The following is a 16,449-nucleotide window of genomic DNA, read 5'->3' on the forward strand; positions in this document are numbered from 1 at the left end:
ACTAGTTTTATTCCAGCGGCTGATTTAAAATGTACACATGAACTTACGTGAGGATTGATAGGAACCATGAGCATATTAAAAGCGGAGAACCTTTACAAAACATACGGAGATAAGACGTTATTTGACCATATCTCCTTTCATATTGAAGAGAATGAGAGAATCGGATTAATCGGGCCGAACGGCACCGGAAAATCAACGCTGCTGAAAGTGATCGCCGGCTTGGAATCTGTTGAAGAAGGCGACATCGCCAAATCCGGCAGCGTGCATGTTGAATTTCTTCATCAGGACCCGCAGCTGCCTGCTGGACAAACTATTCTTGAGCATATTTATTCCGGTGAATCGGCTGTCATGAGAACGCTCCGTGAATACGAAAAGGCGCTCTATGAGCTGGGAGAAGACCCGGAAGATGAAAAACGCCAGAAACACCTGCTGGCGGCGCAGGCGAAAATGGATGCAAACAACGCGTGGGATGCGAATACCTTGGCGAAAACGGTATTATCGAAACTGGGAGTAACTGACGTGACAAAGCCTGTGAACGAGCTCTCAGGCGGACAGAAAAAACGGGTGGCGATTGCGAAAAACTTAATTCAACCCGCTGATCTTCTGATTTTAGACGAGCCGACGAACCATTTGGATAATGAAACGATTGAATGGCTTGAAGGGTATTTGGCGCAATATCCAGGCGCCGTCATGCTGGTGACGCACGACAGGTACTTCTTAAACCGCGTGACAAACCGCATTTATGAGCTTGAACGGGGCAGTCTTTATACCTACAAAGGCAACTATGAAGTCTTTTTGGAAAAGCGCGCGGAACGGGAAGCGCAGGCTGAGCAAAAAGAAACGAAGCGGCAAAATCTGCTGCGCCGTGAACTGGCCTGGCTCAGACGCGGAGCGAAAGCACGCTCCACAAAACAAAAGGCGAGAATCGGCAGGGTAGAGTCGCTTAAGGAGCAGAAAGGCCCTCAGTCAGCCGGATCGCTCGACTTTGCGATCGGCTCCCACCGTCTTGGAAAGCAAGTAATTGAAGCGGAGAACGTGATGATCGCTTATGGAGGAAACGTGCTTGTCGATCGATTCAATGAACTGGTTATACCAGGTGAACGAATCGGGATCATCGGGCCGAATGGCATCGGAAAAACAACGCTGTTAAACAGCCTTGCCGGACGAATCACTCCTGACGGCGGCCATATTACGATCGGCCAGACAGTACGAATCGGCTACTATACCCAGGATCACAGTGAAATGAACGGTGAGCTGAAGGTGATTGAATATATGAAAGAAACAGCGGAAGTCGTGAAAACAGAGGACGGCGATATCGTCACCGCTGAACAAATGCTTGAGCGCTTCCTCTTCCCGCGCTCCATGCAGCAAACCTATATCCGCAAGCTGTCCGGCGGAGAAAAGCGGCGCTTATACTTGCTTCAGGTTCTAATGCAGGAGCCGAATGTGCTGTTTCTCGATGAGCCGACAAACGACTTGGATACAGAAACGTTAAGCGTGCTTGAGGATTATATTGAACAGTTCCCTGGCGTTGTCATCACCGTATCCCATGACCGCTACTTCCTTGACCGCGTCGTAGACCGTTTGATTGTCTTTGAAGGGAATGGCGTGATTTCTCGCTTCCAAGGCTCCTACAGCGACTATATGGAGCAGGCCAAAGCAAGAAAAACGGCTGAAAAACCCGCAGCTGAAGTCAAAACAGCTGAAGCGGAACCGAAGAAAAAACGGAAAAAGCTTTCTTACAAAGATCAGCTTGAATGGGACGGCATTGAAGATAAAATTGCCGAGCTTGAAGAAAAGCATGAACAGCTCGAAGCGGATATCGCCGCGGCGGGCAGTGATTTCGGGAAAATTCAAGAGCTGATGGCCGAGCAGGCAAAAACAGCGGAAGAGCTTGAGGCAGCGATGGATCGCTGGACAGAATTGTCCCTCATGATAGAAGAGCTGGAAAGCTAAAAAAGTGCGGCCTACTGCAGGCCGCACTTTTTTTCACATAATGTACAAAAACGAAACAGCCAGCTTATGATAGGATGGAATTGTGTGCCAGCGGCACATGGAAAACTAACGGAGATGATGAAGTATGACATGGGCTATCGTGATGTTAATCCTCATGAGTCTGGTGAAAATCGTTTTAACCTGCCTTCCAACAGGCGTCATAGAATGGCTGCTTAGCAAATTCGAGGTGCACGCCAAGGTGAACAACGAAGATGCTGTTCTCTCTGTAAATGGAAAGCGTCTCGAGGGTGAAGAGAAAAGGAACATGATTGATCAATTTAACGAAGCTGTCTTCCTGGAGAAATATTATATTTACCCAGGCGACGAGGAGCGTTATTTATACCCTGAAAACGGCGGTACACCGCTTGTGATAGATACGAAAAAAGGCAAAAAAGATGTAAAGCTGTTTGTGTACAGCTACGACGACCATATCGACGTCGTGAAACAGTATAAGAAGAAAGTGATTGCGTATCGATTGCTTTCTGAAAGCATGCAAAAGCAGTCTTTGTCAGTGACAGGGAGCTTAGCTTAAAAATAGGCTAATGAAGGACGGGTGCTTTACGTACTCGTCTTTTTTATTGCATTTCAAAACTTAACGTTTACGTTAAGGTGTAAAAGGTGTATAATGATTACAGAAACGGCGAAGGGGGATTTACCTTGGAATGGATGAAGATTGATCAAGTTGCCAAAAGAAGCGGGCTGACAAAGCGAACCATTCGGTTTTATGAAGAAATCGGCTTAATTCCAGCACCGAAACGGACGGACGGCGGCGTAAGACTTTATTCAGAGGATGATATGGAGGAGCTTGAGAAAGTGATCAGCACAAAGGAAGTGCTTGGCTTTTCCCTTCAGGAGCTTCAGCATTTCATGGAAACCAGCCGCCAGCTAGAGTTAAACAAAGAGGGGTATTTGTTGTCACTGGATCCAAAGGAACGGAAAGAGAAGCTGGAGGAAATTCAGGAAACGCTGAATCACCAGCTGAATTTGATTGATGAAAAAATCCGCACATTCCAAAGCTTTAAGGAACGTCTGCACGGCATGAAAGATAAAGCGGAGCGTGCCATTCAATCAATCGAATGAAAAGTTTGCCAAACGCTATTTTTGTAGCGTTTCTTTTAATGGAATAAAGATGGAGGTTAGGTCAAATGGATAAGACAAAACAAGTAAAGCAGAAAACGGGCTTGCTCAGTCAGCCGAAAGCTGTATGGGCTGTCGCGTTTGCCTGTGTGATTTCCTTTATGGGAATCGGGCTGGTCGATCCTATTCTTCCGGCGATTGCCGCACAATTACATGCTTCACCTAGTGAAGTATCACTCTTATTTACAAGTTATTTGCTCGTTACCGGATTTATGATGTTTTTCTCAGGAGCCATTTCCAGCAGGATCGGCGCAAAATGGACGTTAATTCTCGGACTTATTTTTATTATTGTCTTTGCAGCGCTTGGCGGAAGTTCAAGCTCAATTGCTCAGCTTGTTGGCTATCGCGGCGGCTGGGGACTAGGTAATGCTTTATTTATTTCAACAGCGCTTGCGGTCATTGTCGGCGTTTCTGTCGGCGGCAGCGCTCAAGCAATTATTTTGTATGAGGCAGCGCTCGGACTCGGGATTTCAGTCGGACCGCTTGCAGGCGGAGAGCTTGGAAGCATCTCATGGCGCGCGCCGTTCTTCGGGGTATCGGTCCTGATGTTTATTGCGTTAATCGCGATTTCTTTCATGCTGCCGAAATTGCCGAAACCGGCGAAACGCGTTGGGGTATTTGACGCCATGAAGGCACTCAAATATAAAGGCCTGCTGACAATGGCGGTATCGGCTTTCTTATACAACTTTGGATTTTTTATTTTGCTCGCTTATTCTCCGTTCGTTTTGGATTTAGATGAGCACGGCCTTGGATATGTCTTCTTCGGCTGGGGCCTTCTGCTGGCCATTACATCAGTCTTTACCGCGCCGCTCGTGCACAAAGCGCTGGGCACAGTGCGTTCCTTGGTTGTTCTCTTTATCGCTTTTGCGGTCATTCTGATCATCATGGGGATCTGGACAGACCATCAGACTTTGATTATTACATGTATCGTTGTCGCTGGTGCTGTCCTTGGTATGGTCAACACGATCATGACAACCGCTGTGATGGGGGCTGCGCCTGTTGAACGATCAATCGCGTCCTCAGCCTACAGCTCAGTCCGCTTCATCGGCGGCGCGCTCGCTCCGTGGATTGCGGGAATGCTGTCAGAACACTTCACCGCAAGCACGCCGTATACAGTTGGCGGAATCGTCGTTTTTGTCGGCATGCTTGTCCTTCTCATGGGACGTAAACATCTTGCCGGAATTAAAGCGGGACATTAATAACGAAAGACACTGCGCATATGCAGTGTCTTTTTTAATCATGGAACCTTCCCATTACAACCGTATTGTAGTAGTTTCCGTCAGAAAGCAATTTCTCCTTTTTTAAGATTCCTTCTGCTTCAAATCCGTATGTCTTATATAGTGAAATGGCTCTTTCGTTTGTTTCCAGGACATTCAGTGAGATTTTTTTCATTCCGTTGGTGTCCGCCCAAGAGAGAGACTGCTGTAAAAGATGCTTCCCGATGCCATAACCCCAAAATTCTTTTAACACGCATACACCGAACTCCACTTTATGAGAGGATCGCTTTAAATCAGTACCCTCACATCTGGAAAACCCCGCGAGCCTGTCCTGCACTTCAGCAACTAAAAATAAATTTCTCTTCTTCTCAGTATCTTCCTTTATCCGTTGTTCAAAACCGGGTGCATCTATGAAATCCTCACCCTTCTCCCGATCCATGTATTCCGTTTCTCCATCAATTTTCAGCCTTAATACAGACAGCTTCTGTGCATCCTCTGCACGAGCTGATCGAATGGTGTATTGAAGTTCATTTACATTGAATTCTTTTTTGTCGATGATCATGATATACCCCTTGACTATCAGTAAATATTATTCGTTATAATGGCATCATAATCGAATTGGTGCAGGAAAGGACAGCCTTTATGACACAATTTTACTATTTAACGGCTAAAACTCCTTTAGAAACCGGTTTTTTCGGTCAGCAAGAACGGCGTTCACGGAAAGGGCATCCGCTTCGGTCAGGCATCGACGCGGCGGGCATTTATCTTGAAGAAACTGAGGATGTATCCGTTCATTTGCGATTGCCATATCAGGTGATGGTTCATGCTGAAGAGGGGGCGTTTGCCATGGATAAGGCAAAGCCTGACGAATATGATCAGAAGTGTTTACAGGTGCTCTATCATTACATACACGGCGTCATGAAAAACAGCTTTTCTGTCGAGTGGTTCACCGCATGGGCTGATGAGGAAGACTTTGAGCTGTCTGCCAAAAGAGAGCTGACACTTGATGAATTCACCTCGCCATTGCAGCTCATTTTAAAAGACAGAGAGCTATTGAGAATCGTTCAGAAAAAATGGCAGTAAAAAACCCGCCCTTCAGCAGGCGGGTTTTCTTCGGTTTAAAGCACTTTCGTCGTCCAAGACTCGCAGTTCCATGTTTCTGTCGCTATGTCCATATAGAATTCAGGCTCGTGAGAAATAAGAAGAATGGAGCCTTTGTATTCTTTAAGGGCGCGTTTGAGTTCTTCCTTGGCGTCAACATCCAAGTGGTTTGTCGGCTCATCGAGCACCAGCAGGTTGGTTTCCGAATTGATCAGCTTGCACAGTCTGACCTTCGCTTTTTCGCCTCCGCTTAAGACAGAGACGCGGCTTTCGATATGTTTTGTTGTCAGTCCGCATTTTGCCAGAGCGGCGCGGATTTCATACTGGGTATACGAAGGGAATTCGCTCCAAACTTCTTCAATACACGTATTGTTGTTTGTTTCCTTGACCTCTTGCTCGAAATAGCCGGTAAAGAGGTGCTCGCCTCGTTCAACAGAGCCTTCGAGCGGCTGAATCTCACCAAGCAGGCTTTTCAGCAATGTCGTTTTCCCAATCCCGTTTGCGCCGTAGAGGGCAATTTTTTGGCCGCGCTCCATGCGGAGGTTCAGCGGACGGGAGAGCGGGGAATCGTAACCGATCACGAGATCCTTCGTTTCGAAAATCAGCTTGCCTGACGTTCTCGCCGGCTTGAAGTGGAATTCCGGTTTTGGCTTTTCTGCCGCAAGCTCGATCATATCCATCTTATCGAGTTTCTTTTGGCGGGACATCGCCATGTTTCTCGTGCTGACGCGGGCTTTGTTGCGGGCAACAAAATCCTTCAGCTCTGCGACTTCCTGCTGCTGCTTTTTGTAGGCTGCTTCAAGCTGCTGTTTCTTCACCTCGTAGACTTCCATAAACTGATGATAGTCACCAACGTAGCGTGTCAGCTCCTGATTTTCTACATGATAAATCAGGTTGATGACACTGTTTAAGAACGGAATGTCATGGGAAATCAAGATGAACGCATTCTCGTACTCCTGCAGGTAGCGTTTCAGCCATTCGATATGCTGTTCATCAAGGTAGTTGGTCGGCTCATCGAGAAGCAGGATTTCCGGTTTTTCCAGAAGCAGCTTGGCGAGAAGCACTTTTGTGCGCTGACCCCCGCTCAGATCAGTAACGTCACGGTCCAGTCCGATATCACTCAAGCCGAGGCCGCGGGCGATTTCTTCTACCTTGGAATCAATCACATAAAAATCATTGTTTGTCAGCGCGTCTTGAATCACACCGACGTCTTCAAGAAGCTTTTCAAGCTCGTCAGGATCAGCTTCACCCATTTTGTTATAAATCTCATTCATTTCTTCTTCCATTGCAAATAAGTAATGGAATGCGTCTTTCAGCACATCACGGATGGATTTTCCTTTTTCCAGCACGGTATGCTGATCCAGATAGCCGACACGGACATTTTTTGACCATTCGACTTTTCCTTCATCAGGTTCAAGCTTTCCGGTAATAATATTCATGAAGGTCGATTTTCCTTCACCGTTTGCGCCGATCAGACCGACGTGCTCGCCTTTTAAAAGACGGAAAGATACATTATTAAAAATGGCCCGGTCACCGAAGCCGTGGCTTAAGTCCTTTACAGATAAAATACTCATGTTTACACCTCTATCGTTATCAAACACGCACAATCGGCGTGTAATATTCACCCTTTTGATTATAAAGGAGGAAGTCGATTGTTGAAAGGCATAGGAAAGAAAAAGAAAAATTGCGTTCCGCGCGCTGTTTTGAGATACTATGGAATAGATTTTAAGAATCGAGGAGAACAAAATGACGCAAACTTGGCCATTTTTACATAATGCACAATCATTTATCAAAGAAAATTGGAACGCTTCAGGCTTCCAAGAGCCGACTCCTGTACAGGAGCAGGCAGCCGAACTCATCATGGAAGGTAAGGATGTCATCGCTGAATCGCCGACAGGAACGGGTAAGACGCTTGCCTACGCACTGCCGGTATTGGAGCGCATCAAACCTGATCAGAAGCATCCGCAGGCTGTGATTTTAGCACCTTCACGTGAGCTGGTGATGCAGATTTTTCAGGTGATCCAGGACTGGAAAATGGGATCAGAATTACGTGCAGTTTCCTTAATCGGCGGGGCGAATGTGAAGAAGCAGGTCGAAAAGCTGAAGAAAAATCATCCGCATTTGATCGTCGGGACGCCTGGCAGGGTGTTTGAGCTGATTCAAGCGAAAAAACTCAAGATGCATGAAGTAAAAACGATCGTACTTGATGAAACCGATCAGCTTGTCCTGCCGGAGCATCGTGAAACGATCAAGCAAATCATTAAAACGACATTAAGAGACCGCCAGCTTCTTTGTTTTTCTGCCACACTGAAGAAAGAAACAGAAGATGTGCTCCGCGACATGACGAAAGAGCCTGAGGTTCTGAAGGTAGAACGCAGCAAGGCGGAAGCGGGAAAAGTGAAGCATCAATACATCATCTGTGACCAGCGCGACAAAGTGAAGCTGCTGCAAAAGCTTTCAAGGCTTCAAGGCATGCAGGCGCTTGTGTTTGTGAGAGATATCGGCAACCTGAGTGTGTACGCGGAAAAGCTGGCGTACCATCATGTCGACCTTGGCATCCTTCACAGTGAGGCGAAAAAAATGGAGCGTGCGAAAATCATTAAAGCGTTTGAGCAGGGCGAGTTCCCGCTGCTTTTGGCAACTGACATTGCCGCGCGCGGTTTGGATATTGAAAACCTGCCGTATGTGATCCACGCCGATATTCCTGATGAAGACAGCTATGTTCACAGATCAGGGAGAACAGGACGGGCTGGAAAAGAAGGAAACGTGCTGAGTCTTGTCACGCGTATGGAAGAATCAAAGCTGAAGAAAATGGCGAAGAAGCTTGGCGTGGAGCTGAGTGAAGCTGTGTATGCCGGCGGAAAATTGAAGACGAAATAAAAAGGAGGGCAAAAGCCCTTCTTTTTTGTTGTAAAATAATAGAAAAGGTTTCGCGCGGGGGTGGGAAGATGGTTTCAATAGACAGATTTCAAGTAGTGAAGGAGCCAGAGCTGAAAATCCTTGAACACTGGTTTGAACATGAAGATACCAGGCGGAGAATGGATGGCATGCTGCCATTAGATGAGTGGTATGCACGAGTAAATAAAGATGAACAGGATACTGTCATCATGGCATATGATGGACAGCTGCCAGCAGGGATGGCCGTTATTGAGTTCGGGGAGGAGCGGACGTATATTGGATTGATCGTTAATCCTATGTACCGGCTTCAAGGGTACGGAAAACGGATATTGCAAAAACTGCTGACCGAACCTGATTTTACTAGCGTGCGGGAATGGGTGGCATGCATTGAAGAAGACAATCAAATCAGTTTAGCTTGCTTTCAAGCAGTAGGTTTCACTTTGGAGGATACGGAACCAGATGAAGATGGTTTTCTTACGCTGATTCTTCGTAGCTGACCTCATATAAACCCAAAAGGAGGGCAAAAAGCCCTCCCATTTTCATCTTCAGCTCGGATCGCTGACTTTGATCAGCTGTTTTCCTTTATTTTCTCCTTTAAATAAGCCAAGAAACGCATCCGGAATGTTTTCGAAGCCTTCAGTGATGGTTTCCTCATAATGAAGCTTTCCATCTCTCAGCCATTCCGCCAGCTGTTTTGCGCCTTCAGGAAAACGATCGGAGTAGTCGCTTACGATAAACCCTTGCATCAGCGCCTTCGTTTTGATTAGCTTGGATTGGACGCGAGGGCCCATGTCATCCGCTTCGTTTTCCGCGTTGTAGGAAGAAATGGCGCCGCACACCGGAATGCGGGCAAACTCATTAAGGAGGTTCATGACCGCATCTGAAATCGGCCCGCCGACATTGTCAAAATACACATCGACACCGTTCGGACAAGCGTCAGCGAGCGCTTTTTGAATATCATCTGCGGTTTTGTAATTAATCGCTTCGTCAAATTGCAGTTCATTCTTTAAGTAGTCAATTTTATCATCAGAGCCTGCGATCCCGACGACGTGTGCGCCTTTGATTTTGGCGATCTGTCCGACAGCGGAACCGACAGCCCCTGCAGCTCCGGAGACAACCACGGTTTCGCCTTCCTTCGGGCGGCCGATGTCCAATAGGCCAAAATAAGCCGTCAAACCGGTCATTCCTAAAATGCCGAGATACGCTGAAGCAGGAGCGAGACTTGTATCAATTTTTCGCACGGCGGACTCGCTGACAGCGGAATATTCCTGCCAGTTCAGGTTTCCGATGACGATTTCACCTTGTTTGAGCTTATCTCCGTCTGACATGACTTCAGCAATGACACCGCCTGACAGCGCTTCGTCTAAGGCAAATGGCTCTACATATGACTTCGTGTCTTGCATTCGCCCGCGCATGTAAGGATCGACTGACACATAGAGTGTTTTGACAAGCACCTCACCTTGCTTCGGCTCAGGAATGGATATCGTTTCAAAGCGGAAGTCTTCGTGAACAGGCACCCCTTGCGGACGTCTGGCTAATTGAATCTGCTGTTGAGCTATTGTCATATTCATCCTCCTATCATTTGATTGACACCAATGTAACACGGACAAGTGATGAAATACAAAAAGTAAGCCGCATAAAAAAAGGAGAGGGTATCCTCTCCTTTTTCATCACGTCCGTAGTTTCGGGCACAGTCCCATCGGCAGGCACATCGGCTTCTGGTCGATCGGGCTTCTCATGATGCAGCATTCCAAGCCGAAGACTTCCCGGAAAAACGGCTGGGTAAAGACGTCTTCCGGTGTTCCGGCATTGTAGATTTTTCCGTCCAGTACACTGATCAGATAGTCAGCATATTGAGCGGCTTGGTTTAAGTCGTGAAGCACCATGACAACTGTGCGTCCATGATCCCGGTTCAGCTTTTTCAGCAGCTCCAGCACCTCAATTTGGTGAGAAATGTCCAAGTAAGTGGTCGGTTCATCGAGCAAGAGCAAATCAGTGCCTTGTGCAAGCGCCATGGAAATCCAGGCTCTTTGTCTTTGACCGCCTGAAAGGGCATCAAGTGTCCGATCCTTCAGCTCATTCATCCCGGTTGCGTCAAGCGCCCACTCTACCATATCGTGATCCTCTTGCGTATGCTTGGATAACAGTTTTTTATGAGGATGTCTGCCGAAATAGCATAGTTCCTGTACCGTCAATCCTTCTGGCGCCTGAGGAGACTGAGGAAGAATCGCCAGCTTTTTAGCCACTTCTTTGGACGGCTGGCGATGAATATCTTTTCCTTCTAATAGAACCGTGCCGCTTTTTGGAGCCATCAGCCTGGCAAGCGATTTGAGGATTGTTGATTTTCCGCAGCCGTTGGCGCCGATGAGCACAGTGATCTTTCCTTCTTCAATCTTTAAATCGACTCCGTCAATAATCACTGTGCTGTCATATGAAAGAGTGAGCTGGTCTGCAGCCAGTTTTCCCATGGTATCCTCTCCCTACTGTTTCCTCGCTTCGAATTTCAATAAATATAAAAAATAAGGCGCGCCGATCACAGCTGTCAATATGCCGGCTGGTATCTCAACCGGAGGCATGATGCCGCGTCCTAATGTATCTGCGATTAGTAATATAATAGCACCGATTAATGCCGATGCAGGCAGTAAATATTTAGCTTTTTCTCCGGCAAGCCTTCTGGCGATATGCGGAGCGAGCAGCCCGATAAAACCGATTGATCCGACGACGGCTACACAGCTCCCCGCCAGCGCAACTGCGGTGAAAATCAGAATGAATCTCAGCCTGTTTGCGTTTTCGCCGAGACCCTGCGCTAGCTCATCTCCGAGTGACATCAGATCCAGCTTCGGAATGAGGATGCAGACAATCGGCAAAAGGACAAGCAGCCATGGCGCAAGGAGCTTGACTTCTTCCCAGTTTCTCCCCCAGAGGCTGCCTGTCAGCCAAATGAGCGCTGCATTAACGTCCCCCGGAAATTTGACCATCATATATTGCATGCCGGCGTGGCAGACCGCGCCTAAGGCAATGCCTGATAAAGCCAATGATGAGGGCTGAATGCTTTTTTTGCGGGCTATCATTAATAATACTACAGCAATAATGGCTGCTCCGGCAAATGCGGAGAACGGCAGCACGTAGACCGGAGACTCAGGAAAAATGAGAATAACGGCCATGGCGGCCAGTCCGGACCCTTTTGAAATTCCGACAACGTCCGGAGACGCAAGGGGATTTCGGATGACACCCTGCAAAATGGCTCCGGCAGCGGCAAGCCCGGCGCCTGCCAGAATCGCCAGTATAATGCGGGGGAGCCGGTACTGCTGAATAATAAACTCGAAGGAATGATCCATCCCTAACAGATTCGTAACCACCGCATCAGGTGAAATATACAATGCCCCGAAGCCGATGCTGATCACGGACAGCACTAGCAAGATGACAGCCAATATAAGGATGGCCAGCAAGGGGCGTTTTTGTTTTCTGGTTGATTTCTTCATTTCAGATTTCGCCCTTTCCTTGCTAAATATAAGAAAAATGGTGTGCCGATAATGGCGGTGACAATGCCGACCGGGGATTCATAAGGGAATGCAATCCATCTGGCCAGGACATCTGCGTACACCAATAAGATGGCGCCGAACAGTGCCGAAAACGGCAGCACATACTTGTAATTTTCTCCGATCAGCTTACGGACGATATGCGGAACGAGCAGCCCGACAAAGCCGATTGGGCCGGCAACCGCCACAGAAGCGCCGGAAAGAATTAAAATGATAAAGCTGATCAGAATCCGCATGCCGTTCATGTTTTGCCCGAGTCCTTTTGCCGTTTCATCACCGAGTCCGAGAACAGAAACGGGACCTGAAAACACAAGGGCAAGTCCGATACCGATGACAGAAAACGGGGCAATGGTCATGACGTCCTGCCAGTTGCTGCCGTCAATCGCACCCGTCATCCAATACAGCACATCCTCTCCCGACTCATTTAAAATAATAATCGCCTGTGTCATGGAGGACAGGAACAAATGCACCGCCATTCCAGACAGCGCCAGTTTGACAGGTGTCATTCCACCGGAAGAGGCAATCATATACACAATTGCGCCGCCTGCCGCCGCACCTGCAAAAGCAAACACGACCGATGAGTAGGACGATGCCGGCAGAATGACGAGAGAAGCAACGACAAACAGCGATGCACCCGCATTCACACCGAAAATTTGAGGTGAAGCCAGAGGGTTTCTTGTCATGGCCTGCATCAGCGCCCCAGCTACAGCCAGGCTGGCGCCGACGAAAACACCGATTAATGTGCGAGGGAGGCGAAGAGTAGAGATGATAAGCTGTTCTTTTGATCCGTCCCATACAAAAAGATATGTCAAAGCATCAATGATGCCGATGTCTGAGGCGCCTACTGAGAGATTCAGCCCAAGCCCGAAAATAAGGATGATCAGTGCAATGATAAAAACCATTAATCTTGATGATGAGCGCCGTTTGGCTGAGTAATACAACAGTCTCACTTCCTTACTGCGTCTGTTTGCAAAAACGAAGAAGCAAGGATTCTCCTCGCTTCTCTTTTGTCCTACTTATTATACACTTTTTTGAGCACGTCTTTGGCGCTTGTTTCACTGGATTTGATTCCTCTGAATCTTGTCCAAATGTCGCGGTCTGCATCGTAGATTTGTCCGTTTTTCACCGCTTTTAGGTTTTTCCAGAGCGGATTCTTTTTCCACTCATCTACGATTGTTTTACCCTCGTTGGCTGAAATAAACAAAATATCAGGATCGATTTTGCTTAACTGCTCGAGGCTGACCTCTTGATACGCGTTATCTGACTTCACGGCGTGCGTAAAGCCGAGCATGCTGAAGATTTCTCCGTCATAAGAAGATGACGTATGAAGCTGGAAGGAATCGGCTCTTGCCACTCCGAGAACGATGCTGCGGTTTTCATCTTTCGGAAGCTCCGCTTTCAGACCGTTAATGACCTTTGTATGGTCGGCGAGTTTTTCTTTTCCTTCTTTTTCTTTATTTAATGCTTTAGAAATGGTTTTGAAGCTGTCCATTGTTTCATCATAAGTCGCTTCCCGGCTTTTTAATTCAACGGTCGGCGCAATTTGTTTCAGCTGTTTGTAAATGTTTTTATGGCGTTCAGCGTCAGCGATGATTAAATCAGGCTTCAAGGAGCTGATGACCTCAAGATTCGGTTCGCTTCGCGTGCCTACTGATGTATAATCAATCGAGCTGCCAACCAGCTTTTGAATCATGTCTTTTTTGTTGTCATCGGCGATGCCGACCGGCGTGATGCCGAGATTGTAGACAGCATCCAGGAATGAAAGCTCAAGCACAACGACTCTTTTAGGTGTGCCGGTCACTGTTGTTTTCCCGTCTTCGTGCTGAATGACTCTTGAATCCTTAGATTTGCTTCCGGCTTTGCTGCCGCTGTTATCCTGACTTGATGAACAGCCGGATATAAGGAAACAAGCGATTAATAAAACACTGATGATGGCAATAAACTTATTAGGATAGGTGCGCATTTGTTTTCTTCCTTTTTTTCTGAATTTAATAATGAGAATCATTATCACAAATAAACACTATAATAGTATGGCTTTCTATGTCAATATTTTTTAAATAAAGAAACAGAAGCCCTCTGTTTTATGTTTTTTTGATGTAAGCGTCATCTGGCACAAATAAATCGTACACAGCATCGCCATGTCTGTGGGATAAAAACGAACTGGCGTTGGCTTTAGAGGCTTCAAGCATATCTCTGCTGACATGGGGAAGGAGAACGCTGAGATAGCCGGACAATTTTTTTTCTATTTCTTCAGAGATCGCAAATTCAATGTCACCGATATTCATAACAATAGAGAAAACAAAGTCAATATCGATGTGAAATGTTTTCTCGGCGAAGATGGCAAGCTGATGAATGCCTGCTGAATAGCCGACACGCTGATGGAAGACCTGTTTTACTAAATCACTCACAACCCACGCATTGTATTGCTGTTTTGGTGAAAAGTATTGCATTGGACATACCTCCTGCTTGTACGGATAAAGATGGCGATTCAAAATCGGACACTCCGTGCAGCGGTTTTGATTTAAGACTATTCTGAAAATACTATGTTCCTATCACTTTACCATGATCAGAAAATAAATATCTACTACCATTCTTCCTGTTTTTATGCCTAATGCTCTGGATGCTGTTTCATAGAAACAGGATCGGGTATAAACATAACATAGACATGATGAAGGAGGAATTAGAAATGAAACCAGTTGTAAGAGAATATACAAACGACGAACAGCTCATGAAGGATGTAGAAAAACTACAGCAAATGGGTGTCGCAAAAGAGGATGTATACGTCTTAACTCACGACGATGACAGAACGGAACGACTGGCAGACAACACCAATGCCAACACGATCGGAGCCAAAGAAACAGGTTTCAAACACGCGGTAGGGAACATGTTTAACAAAAAAGGGGATGAGCTTCGCAATAAAATTCATGAAATCGGTTTTTCAGAAGACGAAGCGGCTCAGTTTGAAAAACGGCTCGATGAAGGGAAAGTCCTTCTCTTTGTGACAGACAACGAAAAAGTAAAATCTTGGGCGTGATGCAGGATTGTAACCCCAAAAGGCGATTATCGTCCTTTTGGGGTTTTTTATTTTTGCGGTCTTTGCGGTGTTTTTTTGCAGGATACCGCAATAATAGGCGGTACATTTTCGGTTATGGATGTCCATGAATTTGCTATTATATTTTTGTGAGAAAATGGAACAAATTCTCATAAAATAGAAAATGGGGGTTCATACTGAATGAAAAAAGTGATGTTAGCTACGGCTTTGCTATTAGGCTTGACTCCGGTTGGGGCGAACGCAGCGGATTTGGGCCATCAGACGTTAGGATCGAATGATGGCTGGGGAGCCTACTCGACCGGTACAACAGGCGGATCAAAAGCCTCGTCATCCCACGTGTATACAGTCAGCAACAGGAATCAGCTCGTTTCGTCTTTGGGCAAGGACACAAACACAACGCCAAAAATCATTTATATCAAGGGAACGATTGACATGAATGTTGATGACAATCTGAAGCCGCTTGGTCTGAATGATTATAAAGATCCAGAGTACGATCTGAACAAATATTTGAAGGCCTATGACCCAGGCACATGGGGCAAAAAAGAACCATCCGGAGCACAGGAAGAGGCCAGAGCACGCTCACAGAAAAACCAAAAAGCACGCGTGATGGTGGATATCCCTGCAAATACGACGATCGTCGGTTCAGGGTCAAATGCTAAAATTCTGGGCGGAAACTTCCAGATCAAGAGCGATAACGTCATTATCCGCAATATCGAATTCCAAGACGCATATGACTATTTTCCGCAATGGGATCCGACTGACGGAAGTTCAGGAAACTGGAACTCACAATATGACAACATCACAATAAACGGCGGTACACATGTATGGATCGATCACTGTACATTTAATGACGGTTCCCGTCCAGACAGCACCTCTCCAAAATATTTTGGGAGAGAATATCAGCACCATGACGGCCAAACTGATGCCTCTAACGGCGCTAACTACATTACAATGTCTTATAACTTCTATCACGATCATGATAAAAGCTCCATTTTTGGATCAAGCGACAGCAAAACTTCTGATGACGGCAAATTAAAAATCACACTGCATCACAACCGCTACAAAAATATCGTTCAGCGCGCACCGAGAGTCCGTTTTGGACAGGTACACGTTTACAACAACTATTATGAAGGCAGTACAAGCTCTTCCAGTTATGCTTTCAGCTATGCCTGGGGAATCGGAAAATCATCTAAAATTTACGCACAAAACAATGCCATTGACGTTCCGGGATTGACCGCTGCTAAAACGATCAGCGTATTCAGCGGAGGAACGGCCTTATATGATTCCGGCACACTGCTGAACGGTACGCAGATCAACGCATCGGCTGCAAACGGGCTGAGCTCCTCTGTCGGATGGACGCCATCTCTGCACGGAACAATTGATGCTTCCGCCAATGTGAAATCAAATGTTACATCTCAAGCGGGCGCGGGTAAACTAAATTAAGTAGAAAAAAACACAAAGGGTGCTCACCTTTGTGTTTTTTTAATTAATTAAAATGTTTATTAACTTA

16 protein-coding genes and 1 pseudogene are annotated in these 16,449 nt (G+C 46.5%); 9 read left to right on the forward strand and 8 right to left on the reverse strand.

All coding sequences use genetic code 11. The features are described 5' to 3' along the window. Positions 1-66 precede the first annotated feature (66 nt). The 4 genes from HC660_RS04115 to HC660_RS04130 all read left to right on the forward strand — a co-directional run bounded on the left by HC660_RS04115 (position 67) and on the right by HC660_RS04130 (position 4,331). The gene (locus tag HC660_RS04115) at positions 67-1,956 is read left to right on the forward strand and encodes an ABC-F family ATP-binding cassette domain-containing protein (protein ID WP_168747173.1); all 1,890 of its coding nucleotides are present in this window, start codon (positions 67-69) and stop codon (positions 1,954-1,956) included. Between the two features lie 124 nt (positions 1,957-2,080). Then, positions 2,081-2,527 carry a YfmQ family protein gene (locus tag HC660_RS04120; protein WP_168747174.1) on the forward strand — a complete coding sequence of 149 codons (447 nt, stop codon included), beginning with the start codon at positions 2,081-2,083 and terminating at the stop codon, positions 2,525-2,527. A gap of 125 nt (positions 2,528-2,652) precedes the next feature. Next, the gene (locus HC660_RS04125; protein WP_095714401.1) at positions 2,653-3,075 is read left to right on the forward strand and encodes a MerR family transcriptional regulator; all 423 of its coding nucleotides are present in this window, start codon (positions 2,653-2,655) and stop codon (positions 3,073-3,075) included. A gap of 65 nt (positions 3,076-3,140) precedes the next feature. Continuing rightward, complete coding sequence (locus HC660_RS04130; RefSeq protein ID WP_168747175.1) at positions 3,141-4,331, forward strand: MFS transporter; 1,191 nt, start codon at positions 3,141-3,143, stop codon at positions 4,329-4,331. A gap of 34 nt (positions 4,332-4,365) precedes the next feature. On the opposite strand, the gene HC660_RS04135 is transcribed toward HC660_RS04130, so the two are convergent. Next, on the reverse strand, positions 4,366-4,911 hold the full coding sequence (locus HC660_RS04135) for a GNAT family N-acetyltransferase (RefSeq protein ID WP_168747176.1): 546 nt from the start codon (positions 4,909-4,911) through the stop codon (positions 4,366-4,368). Between the two features lie 284 nt (positions 4,912-5,195). Here HC660_RS04135 and HC660_RS04140 point away from each other — a divergent pair. Continuing rightward, positions 5,196-5,349, forward strand: a pseudogene (locus HC660_RS04140) (hypothetical protein). A gap of 118 nt (positions 5,350-5,467) precedes the next feature. Here the strand turns inward: HC660_RS04140 and HC660_RS04145 are convergent. Then, positions 5,468-7,024, reverse strand: a complete 1,557-nt coding sequence (locus HC660_RS04145; RefSeq protein ID WP_168747177.1) for an ABC-F family ATP-binding cassette domain-containing protein — start codon at positions 7,022-7,024, stop codon at positions 5,468-5,470. A 172-nt stretch (positions 7,025-7,196) separates the two neighbouring features. Here HC660_RS04145 and HC660_RS04150 point away from each other — a divergent pair, with 172 nt between their 5' ends. Continuing rightward, positions 7,197-8,330: a DEAD/DEAH box helicase gene (locus HC660_RS04150; RefSeq protein ID WP_168747178.1), complete on the forward strand. Its 1,134-nt coding sequence runs from the start codon at positions 7,197-7,199 to the stop codon at positions 8,328-8,330. Between the two features lie 68 nt (positions 8,331-8,398). Next, on the forward strand, positions 8,399-8,845 hold the full coding sequence (locus HC660_RS04155) for a GNAT family N-acetyltransferase (RefSeq protein ID WP_168747179.1): 447 nt from the start codon (positions 8,399-8,401) through the stop codon (positions 8,843-8,845). Between the two features lie 48 nt (positions 8,846-8,893). On the opposite strand, the gene HC660_RS04160 is transcribed toward HC660_RS04155, so the two are convergent. From HC660_RS04160 to HC660_RS04185, 6 genes are all read right to left on the reverse strand, one after another. Beyond that, the gene (locus tag HC660_RS04160; RefSeq protein WP_168747180.1) at positions 8,894-9,913 is read right to left on the reverse strand and encodes an NADP-dependent oxidoreductase; all 1,020 of its coding nucleotides are present in this window, start codon (positions 9,911-9,913) and stop codon (positions 8,894-8,896) included. 105 nt (positions 9,914-10,018) lie between these two features. Further along, entirely contained in the window at positions 10,019-10,816 is a 798-nt protein-coding gene (yfmF, locus tag HC660_RS04165; protein WP_010333352.1) for a Fe(3+)-citrate ABC transporter ATP-binding protein YfmF, read from the reverse strand. A 12-nt stretch (positions 10,817-10,828) separates the two neighbouring features. Further along, on the reverse strand, positions 10,829-11,830 hold the full coding sequence (yfmE, locus tag HC660_RS04170) for a Fe(3+)-citrate ABC transporter permease YfmE (RefSeq protein ID WP_101860588.1): 1,002 nt from the start codon (positions 11,828-11,830) through the stop codon (positions 10,829-10,831). Beyond that, positions 11,827-12,828 (reverse strand): Fe(3+) dicitrate ABC transporter permease FecD, encoded by a 1,002-nt coding sequence (fecD, locus tag HC660_RS04175; protein ID WP_024120546.1) that lies wholly within the window; start codon positions 12,826-12,828, stop codon positions 11,827-11,829. The genes yfmE and fecD overlap by 4 nt, the downstream gene beginning before the upstream one ends. Before the next feature lie 71 nt (positions 12,829-12,899). Next, positions 12,900-13,850: a Fe(3+)-citrate ABC transporter substrate-binding protein YfmC gene (locus HC660_RS04180; RefSeq protein ID WP_168747181.1), complete on the reverse strand. Its 951-nt coding sequence runs from the start codon at positions 13,848-13,850 to the stop codon at positions 12,900-12,902. A gap of 118 nt (positions 13,851-13,968) precedes the next feature. After that, on the reverse strand, positions 13,969-14,337 hold the full coding sequence (locus HC660_RS04185; RefSeq protein ID WP_010333356.1) for a DUF3212 family protein: 369 nt from the start codon (positions 14,335-14,337) through the stop codon (positions 13,969-13,971). A gap of 236 nt (positions 14,338-14,573) precedes the next feature. Here HC660_RS04185 and HC660_RS04190 point away from each other — a divergent pair, with 236 nt between their 5' ends. Both HC660_RS04190 and HC660_RS04195 read left to right on the forward strand, forming a co-directional pair. Beyond that, positions 14,574-14,921, forward strand: a complete 348-nt coding sequence (locus HC660_RS04190) for a YflT domain-containing protein (RefSeq protein WP_010333357.1) — start codon at positions 14,574-14,576, stop codon at positions 14,919-14,921. Between the two features lie 198 nt (positions 14,922-15,119). After that, on the forward strand, positions 15,120-16,382 hold the full coding sequence (locus HC660_RS04195; protein WP_168747182.1) for a pectate lyase: 1,263 nt from the start codon (positions 15,120-15,122) through the stop codon (positions 16,380-16,382). Positions 16,383-16,449 lie beyond the last annotated feature (67 nt).

It is taken from the genome of Bacillus mojavensis (genome assembly GCF_012648005.1).
GTDB classification, from domain to species: Bacteria; Bacillota; Bacilli; order Bacillales; family Bacillaceae; genus Bacillus; species Bacillus mojavensis.